The sequence below is a fragment of the Lutispora sp. genome, assembly GCF_041687175.1.
Classification (GTDB): domain Bacteria; phylum Bacillota; class Clostridia; order Lutisporales; family Lutisporaceae; genus Lutispora.
In genome coordinates this window covers 1-10,294 of record NZ_JAWLCK010000096.1, presented here as the reverse complement: position 1 = coordinate 10,294, position 10,294 = coordinate 1, and the positions used below count along the sequence as shown (strand labels likewise).

9 protein-coding genes are annotated in these 10,294 nt (G+C 38.3%); all 9 read right to left on the bottom strand.

Annotated features, from left to right (window positions below; translation table 11 throughout):
* Window positions 1-1,400 (bottom strand): alanine/glycine:cation symporter family protein (locus ACESM9_RS12040; RefSeq protein WP_372998876.1); only part of this gene is annotated, 1,400 nt, incomplete at its 3' end.
* Window positions 1,401-1,420: 20 nt separating this feature from the next.
* Complete coding sequence (locus ACESM9_RS12035) at window positions 1,421-2,296, bottom strand: dimethylarginine dimethylaminohydrolase family protein (protein WP_372998873.1); 876 nt, start codon at window positions 2,294-2,296, stop codon at window positions 1,421-1,423.
* Window positions 2,297-2,497: 201 nt separating this feature from the next.
* Window positions 2,498-3,154: a GntR family transcriptional regulator gene (locus ACESM9_RS12030; RefSeq protein ID WP_372998870.1), complete on the bottom strand. Its 657-nt coding sequence runs from the start codon at window positions 3,152-3,154 to the stop codon at window positions 2,498-2,500.
* Window positions 3,155-3,235: 81 nt separating this feature from the next.
* Window positions 3,236-4,897 carry a M20/M25/M40 family metallo-hydrolase gene (locus ACESM9_RS12025; RefSeq protein ID WP_372998867.1) on the bottom strand — a complete coding sequence of 554 codons (1,662 nt, stop codon included), beginning with the start codon at window positions 4,895-4,897 and terminating at the stop codon, window positions 3,236-3,238.
* Window positions 4,898-5,021: 124 nt separating this feature from the next.
* Window positions 5,022-5,294, bottom strand: a complete 273-nt coding sequence (locus ACESM9_RS12020; RefSeq protein WP_372998864.1) for a Veg family protein — start codon at window positions 5,292-5,294, stop codon at window positions 5,022-5,024.
* Between the two features lie 223 nt (window positions 5,295-5,517).
* Entirely contained in the window at window positions 5,518-5,991 is a 474-nt protein-coding gene (locus tag ACESM9_RS12015) for a (2Fe-2S)-binding protein (protein WP_372998861.1), read from the bottom strand.
* On the bottom strand, window positions 5,981-6,850 hold the full coding sequence (locus ACESM9_RS12010; RefSeq protein ID WP_372998858.1) for an FAD binding domain-containing protein: 870 nt from the start codon (window positions 6,848-6,850) through the stop codon (window positions 5,981-5,983). Before ACESM9_RS12010 ends, ACESM9_RS12015 begins: the two co-directional genes overlap by 11 nt.
* 1 nt (window position 6,851) lies before the next feature.
* On the bottom strand, window positions 6,852-9,164 hold the full coding sequence (locus tag ACESM9_RS12005) for a xanthine dehydrogenase family protein molybdopterin-binding subunit (RefSeq protein WP_372998855.1): 2,313 nt from the start codon (window positions 9,162-9,164) through the stop codon (window positions 6,852-6,854).
* Between the two features lie 116 nt (window positions 9,165-9,280).
* Window positions 9,281-10,294 (bottom strand): amidohydrolase family protein (locus tag ACESM9_RS12000; protein ID WP_372998852.1); only part of this gene is annotated, 1,014 nt, incomplete at its 5' end.

Sequence of the window (10,294 nt, the reverse complement as noted above, 5' to 3'; positions counted from 1 at the left end):
CCTATACCCATGTATCGTGCTTTATAATCATTGAGAAGTTCTACAAATCTAGGTGCCAGTATAAACAAAGCGACTATATTGGCAAATATGGGTAATGCAGTAGAAGCATCAGAGAAAACCCATACAATTGTGCCAGGATATTCATAATATACAGCTATTAGTACCAAAGCTAAACTTGGAAGAGGATAAAGCCATTTATATAGATTCAGTATAAGATTTTTCTTAGGTGTATTTCCTATTAAATATCTTACTATTACTTCCATCTGTGCATATAATCCTGAAGAAGTGGTAACTCCAAACAAGAAAGTTCCTACAGCAAGTATTATCCTCCCAAACCTGCCCAATCCCACTTCAAAAGCGCTTAGTGTCAATGTGGCTCCATCTAACCCTGATGACCATTGACCTGTTACTATGATAATCAAAGAAGTTATAGTACAAATAATTATAGTATCTACAAAAACTTCGAACACACCTAGTATCCCTTGTTTCATAGGATGATCTGTCTTTGAGGAAGCGTGAACCATAGGTGAAGTCCCCCAACCAGCTTCATTACTGAATACAGACCGAGCCATACCTACCTTTATGGCTTGAGAAAAAGCTGCCCCAGCAAACCCCCCTACTGCCGCAGTACCAGAAAAGGCACTACCAAATATGAGACCAAAAGCATGAGGAACTTGCCCTATATTTTTCAATATAATAAATATACCGCCTAGTATATAAAATAAGCACATAAACGGAACCAATACTGATGCAATCTTCCCTAATTGAGGAAGTCCTCCTGCAATCATAATATAAAGTACTATTGTAAATATAACCCCTATAGTAACCAGGCTTATGTCAAATGTATTACCTAAAGCCTCAGATACAGTATAGGTTTGAATATTGATGAAAAAACCAACTAGAAAACCAAAAGCAAAAAGAAGACTCAAAAACTTGTATAATCCCTTTTTGTTCTTTTCCTCTCCTATTCCCTTTTTCATATAATAATTTGGACCACCATAGGCAGTACCATCATCATTTTTCGATCTATAGTGTACAGCTAGTGTTATTTCTGCCATTTTAATTACTTGGCCTAAAATACCGGCAATCCACATCCAAAATACAGCACCAGGTCCTCCAAAAGCAATGGCAGTGGCCACACCACCGATATTACCAACACCTATAGTAGTACCTATGGCAACACTCATTGCTTCAAGGGGTGATACTACACCCGCACCTGTATCATCATCTTTACTTTTAAATTTATTAATAGCTTCTTTTAGGGCATAACCAAGAAACCTGAATTGAAAGAAACCTGATTTGATAGTTAAGAATAGACCCGTAGCAAGAATTATTACTATTAGCGGCGTCCCCCACATATAATCCCAAACTATAACCTCAACCAATTCAAGAAATGTCATTTCAGCAACCCCCTTTATTTTTATATTCTATACAAAGGCGCTGTCATACAAGTTGGTCCACCATTGCCCGGAAGAGAAATATGCTGTCCTTCATATTCATGAACTTCAACACCCTCTTTAATAAGTTTTTCTTTAATGTCCGGATTTCCTTTAAGTATCACAACTTTCCTCGGTTCAATAGTTAATACATTGCATCCTAAAGGCATGTATTCATCGTCTATTACTTCAATTAATTTTATCCCTTTCTGTATAAGCATCTGCCTGAAAAATACCGGCATATATCTAGAGTATACTACTGCCAAATCCTTGTCTATAGGACTTATAACAGACATGAGATGTAAGCATTCTTCCTCATTGTTTCCATGTGGCATAGGCACTACTATAACTTCATCAACTATATCTTTTACTATTTCTTTAAACTGTCTTATTCCTTCATCATTGGTTCGATAACCTCTACCAATTGCTACTCTGTCATCCTCCAGCCAAAGCACATCACCGCCTTCTACGGTACCAGTACCAGTGATTTCCCCTAAAATGGGAACTCCTATACTTTGTAGATACGCTTTCATGGCTTTGGGCTCGTTTTTTCGAGCCTTTTTGCCCATGTTAAGAATTATTGCACCTTTTTTAGTAAACTTAACAGAATCGTGAGTGTAAATAGAATCCAGTCCTGCTTCCGAGTCTTTTGGGAGACTTATAACTTCTGGCACTAATTTTCTTATAAGTGCTTCAAAGGCATCATACTCTTCTACGCATTTTTCGTAGTCAGGGCAGCTGAAGAATCCCCATTTCTCCCAATTGTCTTTTAGGTATTCTTGACTTATGTAAGCGTCTCTCGCATGTTTGATGACGATAGTTTGAATCTTGTCCACCATCGACTGACTACCTACCTTCATTGTTACACCTTCCTTTCTATATGTTATATTTAATATATTATATATTGTATACAATATATAATATATTTTCATTATAATATTTCTATTCTGAATATTCAACAATTATTCTGAATATAAAGTTATTTTATTTCTGAACAAAAAAGTGTCCTGCAGAATTAATCTGCAGGACACTTTTTTTGTTCAGAAATTGTTGGATATTAGCTACAGTATTGAATCATATTGAGCATATCTGACATTCCAATGTACTTCTTTTAAGTACCTTTCTAATTCAGATTTATTTTTTTCTTTAAAAAGTCTAAAAATTTCTTTATGCTCATTATGGGTATCTTGAACCACCTTAAACAATGTATCTACCTGTTCTTTTTCTGTAAAATAGGTCTGTCTGATAAAATTTCTCTTCAAAGATGACAATAACCGGGATAGTTCTTCATTATCAGCAACTTCAATAAATATATCATGGAACTTCATCTGTAGTTTATAATAATTGTTATAGTCCCTATCATTTATAGTCTTGTCTATTTCCTCTATAACGCTTTCCATTTCTTTAAGTTCCTTATCTGTCATTCGATCTACTGCTAATGAAGCAGCCAGGGCTTCTAAGCATCCTATTATAGCATAAATACGTTTTACTCTTTCAAGGGTCAGTTCTTTCACTATAAAGCCTCTTCTTGGATTTTTCTCCAAATACCCTTCATTAGCAAGTTGCAATAAAGCTTCTCTCACAGGAGTTCTGCTAACTTCTAAATCTTCGCTTATTCTATTTTCGCTTATCCTTTCATTAGGTTTAAGACTGCCATCATTTATCTTGGCAGATATATAGTCATACACATGATCCTTTAAAGTTTTGTATTTTATCATGAAAGTACTCCTTTCAAAATTTTCTATAATTCTTTCAAGAAAGGCATCCTTGAGTGTTCTAAATAGAAGCCTTTCCTTTTGTCATACGATTAAAGAAAATATGACATGATTAAGTATTCTGGGGGTTCTATAAAACAAGTCTTCCTTTAAAACCCTTTCTGTTAATTTATGGAAATCCTTTCCCCATGGTCCTATGTTGATGCAAGGCATTGAACATTTTTCTATTTTATCAAAAGGTATCGAATAAATCGAACCATATAAAGGCATATTGCCTTTCAAGCTTTGAGCAACTTCCTCTCCATTTTTTATAGAGGTGTAGCTTAGATCAGAAATGCCTGTAAAAAAGTATTCCCTTTCATAAGGCTGCTGGAATTCCTCCATTGCATATCTGATGATATCATCAGATATGTTTTTGATCCTGATATCAAGTTTCTCAATGTTAAAATTAGATACATTTGGATAATATGGAGGAGCTAGTCCTATAACAACCCGAGGAGACAAATCATCTATGAAGTCAAATATCCTCTCAACCAGATCAAAATTTATATCTGCCATAGATTTCTGCCCCATCATCACTTTTCTTTCTGCTGCTGCTAATGCTTTATTATAATTCTGGATGAAAACATCCGGATAATTCTCATTTGCTTCATCATAGAGTTCTTTGTATGTTACAACCTTGGGCTTCCAAGGCAGAGGATTATATATTCTGTTAATATTATGGCAGAACTTCTTGTACTCCATATTCATATAATCTATCAATTCCGAAAAAGCTTCCATACATAATTTCTTTATAGCATTAATCATTACTATAGGATCCTTATCCAAAGTCAGCACACTCATATAACCATAGGCACCCAGAGGCATGGAAACATCATAGTGGGTCTTGCTGTCTTTAAAATGCAGCCAGGTAGGCGGAGGAGAAGCCTCGTTTTGTATAAAGTCTGATAGTTCCAGATTTAATTCTGTTTTGCTTACAATCCTAGCCAGTAGACTCACAGGATTAAATCCTTCAAAAACCTTACCTGCATGGGACAGGAAGCCGCGAACATAGATAAAAGGCATAATCTTTCCTACAGAACCTTCTGATATTATACCAGTATCCTTTTTAACCCTTTGATGGGGTTCTGAGTTTATTGTAAGCATATATTCCAAATCAAATCGTTGTTTTAGTTGATCTAAAAGTTCAAGAGCCCCTCTCATGCCGGCGGACAGATTTTCTTCATCGGGTACGGATAAGTATAGGATATTCCCATTTAGATTTTTTAGCTTTGTATATCTTTTTAGTAAAGCTAATTGAATTGCGGCTCCTGCTTTCATATCAGCGGTGCCTCTTCCGAATATGTAATCACCGCTATCCAAGTCTTCTCTGGCTTCCTCTGACAAGTCTTTTTTAATGGATAAGAGCTCTCTCTCCAGTTCCTTGGGCGAAAAAGCATAGCTTTTCAATGTTTTAAAATCTTCAACATCAACAACATCATAATGATTTATAAGTATGATGGTATCTTTCCCTGTTCCTTTGACTAAAGCCCAAAAGACAGTTCTTCCTAAAGGGTCTTTATCTATGGGATAAAATCCATAATAATCAGGTCTTTGTTTAAAGTATTCAATGCTGTGGAAAAATTCTTTATAAAAGCCTTCCATATTTTTTTCGTATATAGTATTTGTGTCACTTTTTACCTTAATCATGGAGTAGAAAATATCTTCTATTTCTTTGTCTATGCCTTTAAGTATTTCATCCGGCATTCTAACCCCTCTTTCAATAAATAAATATAATAACTTAATTATATTATATATTGTATACTGTATGCAATACGGGTTTTTACATAAATTACAAAAAATAAAAGACTCCTTTTGGAGTCATTTATTTTTACATACATCCTATTTTCATATTGTCTTTATGAAGATAAACTTCTATTGAATTCGTTAAAATGTCACAATAACTATAAGAAACTGCTCTGCCCGCGTCTTCAGTAACATCACTATCTATTCGTACAACGAATATGCTAGGGTAAGTTTTTTCAATTACACCTTCCCTTATTGATATTCTCTTTCGACCCTTATTGGCTTTAAGCACCACTCTTTCCCCAACATGATTGTCAACATTCCTTTTGATGAGGGATAGGCTGTTTTTTGAGGCCATAAAAATCACCTTCCTTCCCAACATCTAATATTTTATCATATATTATAGAATATGTCAAATTGGGGTTAAATATTATATCAGATGGTGTATTATTAAGTCAAACATATTTTTCGTGGAAATTTGAGCCGCAGATAGAAAAAACGGGACATGACAACATTTCGTTGTCTGTCCCTCCAAAATACTCTTATATATAAACCGATTCCATTTCCTTAGTTTAATTCAATTAATTTCTATTATTTTTTGATAGGGCAACCTCCACCGCTTTGCTTATGGATTTGTACCCAGTACATCTGCATAAATGTCCTCCTAAGGCTTCTGTTATATCTTCATTGCTTGGATTTTTCTTTTTATCAAGAAGGGCTTTACCCGCCATTAACATTCCCGGAGTACAGAAACCGCACTGAGCAGCTCCTGTTTCTATAAAGCTTTGCTGCAATGGGTGAAGCTTATCCTTTTCTCCCAATCCTTCTACTGTTATTATTTCTGCCCCGTCTGCTTCCACTGCCAGTATGATGCAGGATCTCACTGGATTTCCGTTCATTATTACCGTACATGCTCCGCATTCGCCATTTTCGCATCCTGATTTAGTACCTGTTAGTCCCACTTTATCTCTTATGAATTGAAGAAGAGTCATGCTTGTTTCTACTTCTTCCAGATATAATTGGCCATTTATATTTACTTTGATGCTATGCTTCATAGGAGACACCTCCTTTTATTTCGGAGAGGGCTTTCTTAATTAATACACTCACCATTTTCTTTTTATACTCGGGATTTGCTCTAAGGCTTCCCTTCCTGGGGTTTACATCTTTTAATATTTCGTCTATTGCATCATCAATAAGTTGGTCTGTGAGCTTCTTGCCTGCCAATAGGGCTTCACCTCTCCTAGCTCTCGCTACTGTTGGCATCACTGCTCCCAAAGCAATCCTTATTTGGCTTTCACCTTCTATTCCAATGTTTTCTGCATATACAGCTACACTTACTCCTGATAAATCCATGCCCTTCACTCTGGTTCTTCTGTAGTATTTGCTCTTAGAGCAATCCTTTGCTTTAGGCAGTATTATTCCTTTAAGTATTTCACCCTTTTTCAGATCTACCTTGCCTGGTCCCAGCAATAAAGATTCGAGACTTGTTTTTCTTTCGCCCATGTCTGATGCTATAACTGCCAGAGCATCATATACAAGAAGGCCAGGCAATGAGTCTGCGCTGGGAGATCCATTGCAGATATTGCCTCCTATTGTGGCTCTATATCTTATCTCAAGACAGCCGATGGAACCTGCTCCTTCCACTAAAGCAGTATAGGGTGCTATAAGAGGATTCTCTACAACTTTCTGAACCGGTTCCAGTGCACCTATCCATATGCCTTCAGGGATTTCTCGTATTCCTTTCAGTTCCTCCAAATCTTTCAAGTCTACAAGGAGTTGGGGCAGAAGTTTTTCTTCTCTCATGTTGACTACTACATCAGTACCTCCTGCCAAAGCAACAGAGCCTTCTTTTTTCATGTATTCCAATGCTACTTCAAGAGTTTTGGGTCTTCTATATTCTACATTAGGTATCATCCTATTTTCCCCCTTCCAGTGCCATCATAATTTTTTCGGCAGTCACAGGAAGTTCATAGAAGTCTTTACCGGTTGCATCATATATGGCATTCAAGATTGCAGGTGCCGGTCCCACAGCTCCGTGCTCTCCTATTCCCTTGGCTCCATAGGGTCCCGATTCTTCCGGTGTTTCAACAAAGTTTATCAGCACTTCTTCCGGCATATCTTCGATTCCTATAATTTTATAGTCCACCAGGTTATTATTTCTAATATTTCCCTTGTCTTCCGAGAAAACAATACCTTCAGTCAATGTGGAGCCCAATACCATGGTCATGCCTCCAAGAACCTGATCTCTAGCTACCTGAGGATTGACAATTGTCCCTGCATCTATGGTGTTCAATAATCTGTATATATGTATCTCCCCTGTTGTTTTGTCAACTCCCAGTTCAACTCCTACACAGCCAAAGGTCCAGTCGGCAGCCGCATTCCCTTGTCCCGTTTCTGGATCCGGATTTTGTACACCTTTTGGTACAAAATGACCTTCTCCTATAACAGGTCCTGTAAGAGCAGATCCATCAGGATTTTTATATCCTAAAGCTAAATCTCCCCATTTAAGAACCTTATCATTATAGATAAGCTTATCTCCCTCTATCTTTATATTTTTCACATCTGTGTCAAAGACCTTTGATGCTGATTCTTTCAGTTTTGATTTCAAATCTTCTGCGGCCAATAATATTGCATTTCCTGTTCCCCATGTGCCATGGCTGGCTACAGTCTGCCATTCATAAGGGGATATGAGGGTGTCAACTTTATTTGTAACATTTACTTTTTCATAGGGTATATCCAAAGCTTCAGCCACTATTTGAGCTAAAGCCGTATATGTTCCCTGTCCCATTTCTATTGCTCCTGTAGCAAGGGTAACACTGCCATCAACATTGAGCTTCAAATATACGCTGGATTGAACATTGGTAGGCATGCATGGTGTTTTCATGTAGGCAGCCATGCCCCTTCCTACCATTATATTTTCTCCCTTGTCCGGTTTCGGAGATTTGTACAGCTCTTCAGCAACTTTTTGGGCACAGAGAACCACATTGCCGTTTTCATGTTTCATTACTTGGCCTATACCATTGACTTTTCCTTCTGCCAATAGATTCTTCAGCCTGAATTCTGCCGGATCCATACCCAGTTTTCTTGCAGCTTTCTCCAGAAGCCTCTCAACTGGCAGATGAACCTCCGGATGTCCATAACCCCTGGAAGCTCCTATAGGCGGGGTATTGGTGTATACACCGTAAACATCCAGCTTCAGATTGGGTACTTCATAGGGTCCTGTTCCTGCCAGACCCATGCCTGTAACTATATTTACCGCATAGTCTGCATTTCCACCGCTTCCAAGGTAGCTTTCCCCCTCCATAGCAAGTATCTTACCTTCCTTTGAAACTCCTACCTTATATTTGCAATAGCCTCCTCTGCCTAAAGTGGTGCCTATAAACATTTCTTCTCTGGTTAGAAGCAGTCTTACAAATCTGCCGGGTACAGCCTTTGCCAGGCAGGATACCAATGCTTCGATGGTTATATCAGACTTGCCTCCGAAACCTCCTCCTATATAAGGAGCCACAACTTGAATCTTGCTCAAAGGCATTCCATGAAGCTCTTGCATGCAGCTTTGGACTACGAAAGGAGCTTGGGTTGTTGAGTACATAATCATGGAATCGTCCAGATTGTATTGGGCAATGGCACAATGGGGCTCCAATTGAACATGGTGTATATAGGGAAACCAGGTTTCGGCTTCCACTACCACATCTGCTTTATTGAAAGCTTCTTCAATGTCCCCTTTTCTCACTTTAAAATGTTGATAAATGTTCTTACCTACTGGATTTACATAGGGTGCTACATGATAATTCATAAGATTCTCATGGATTATGGGTGCTCCTTCTGATGCTGCGTCCTTTGGATGTATGACAAAGGGCAGAGGTTCATACTCGACCTTCACCAGCTTCAAAGCCTCATGAGCAGCTCTTTCGTTTATGGCTATAGCTGCAGCTACAGGCTCTCCCGCATACCTGACCTTGTTTCTTGCTATAGGATATTGATCAGCTATAGCAACTCCGAAGGGTCCCGGTACATCTTCTCCTGTCAGCACTGCAAAAACTCCCGGTTGTCTTAAGGCTTCACTGGTATCAATGCTCTTTATTTTTGCATGGGCATAGGGTGACCGAAGTACTTTGGCATGAAGCATTCCGGGGAATTTCATATCTGCTACAAATAAGGCTCTTCCTGTAGTCTTTTCTACACCGTCATTTCTGGTACAGCTTTTGCCAACATACTTAAATGTCATTTCTTTCACCTCCATTTAATGTATGGGAAAATGTATGGATTTTCCACCGCCACAGATTATTATTACTTGGTGCGGAATGTCCTCGGTGTTAAAATTATTAGTTTCGAGTAGCAAGTCTAGAGACATAATTCTCTTTTGTATTCATTTTTCGCAATGACCTGGCCGCCTTTTATCACATATAATCTTGCTGGCTGAAGCCTTATAGCATCATTTACTGTATAACAATCAAGTATAACTATGTCTGCGTCCTTTCCTTCCTCTAAGCCATAATTTTCAAGCCTTAATACTTTTGCCGCATCATATGTTATCATGTCAAATACCTTTTCTATTTCATGTGGCAGGCTCATATGGGCTGCATGTGCTGTAACCAATGCAACTTGAAGCATATCTGCACTGCCGAAGGGATAGAAGGTATCCTTAACGCAATCCTGTCCAAAGCTTACATTGACACCAGCTTCCAGTAATTCTTTAACCCTGGTAATACCTCTTCTTACAGGCTGCTTGTCGTTTCTACCCTGAAGCATAAGGTTTGTTACAGGATTAGTTATCATGTTTATACCTGCTTTTTTAACTTTCTCTATCACATAGCCAGCATAGTGATCATCATAGGCTGCCAAGGCACAGGTATGGCCTGCTGTGACTCTTCCCTGCCATCCTCTTTTTATGGTCTCGTCTGCAAGCATTTCTAAAGTCCTGTAGAAGGGGTCATCAGTTTCATCAACATGCATGTCAACATCAACATCATATTTTTCTGCTATATCAAAGCATATCTCTATATGTCTTCTACTGTCATCAGGAGTATTTTCATTTGCAGGCATACCGCCTACCAGGTCTGCACCCATCTCCATAGCTTCCCACATTAGCTTCTCACAGCCCGGATCCTTGAGAATCCCCTCCTGTGGAAATGCAATAGTTTGAATGTCCATTATGTCTTTAAATCTTTTCTTGGCTTCAAGTACACCTTCTAAAGGTTTTAATCCTCCTATGGTGTCTACATCTACATGGGTTCTCATCCTTGTGGTGCCATTCAAAGCCCCTCTCTTTATGACATCTCCTGCCCTTTCTACAATATCTTCTGTGGTGTATTTGGCTTTTTTGTCCCATATAATTTCTATAGCTTCTCTCAATGT

Excerpts from the sequence above, each read along its gene's own strand:
- ACESM9_RS12035 (WP_372998873.1), bottom strand. The coding sequence starts at position 2,296 with ATGAAGGTAGGTAGTCAGTCGATGGTGGACAAGATTCAAACTATCGTC.
- ACESM9_RS12030 (WP_372998870.1), bottom strand. The coding sequence starts at position 3,154 with ATGATAAAATACAAAACTTTAAAGGATCATGTGTATGACTATATATCT.
- ACESM9_RS12025 (WP_372998867.1), bottom strand. The coding sequence starts at position 4,897 with ATGCCGGATGAAATACTTAAAGGCATAGACAAAGAAATAGAAGATATT.
- ACESM9_RS12020 (WP_372998864.1), bottom strand. The coding sequence starts at position 5,294 with ATGGCCTCAAAAAACAGCCTATCCCTCATCAAAAGGAATGTTGACAAT.
- ACESM9_RS12015 (WP_372998861.1), bottom strand. The coding sequence starts at position 5,991 with ATGAAGCATAGCATCAAAGTAAATATAAATGGCCAATTATATCTGGAA.
- ACESM9_RS12010 (WP_372998858.1), bottom strand. The coding sequence starts at position 6,850 with ATGATACCTAATGTAGAATATAGAAGACCCAAAACTCTTGAAGTAGCA.
- ACESM9_RS12005 (WP_372998855.1), bottom strand. The coding sequence starts at position 9,164 with ATGACATTTAAGTATGTTGGCAAAAGCTGTACCAGAAATGACGGTGTA.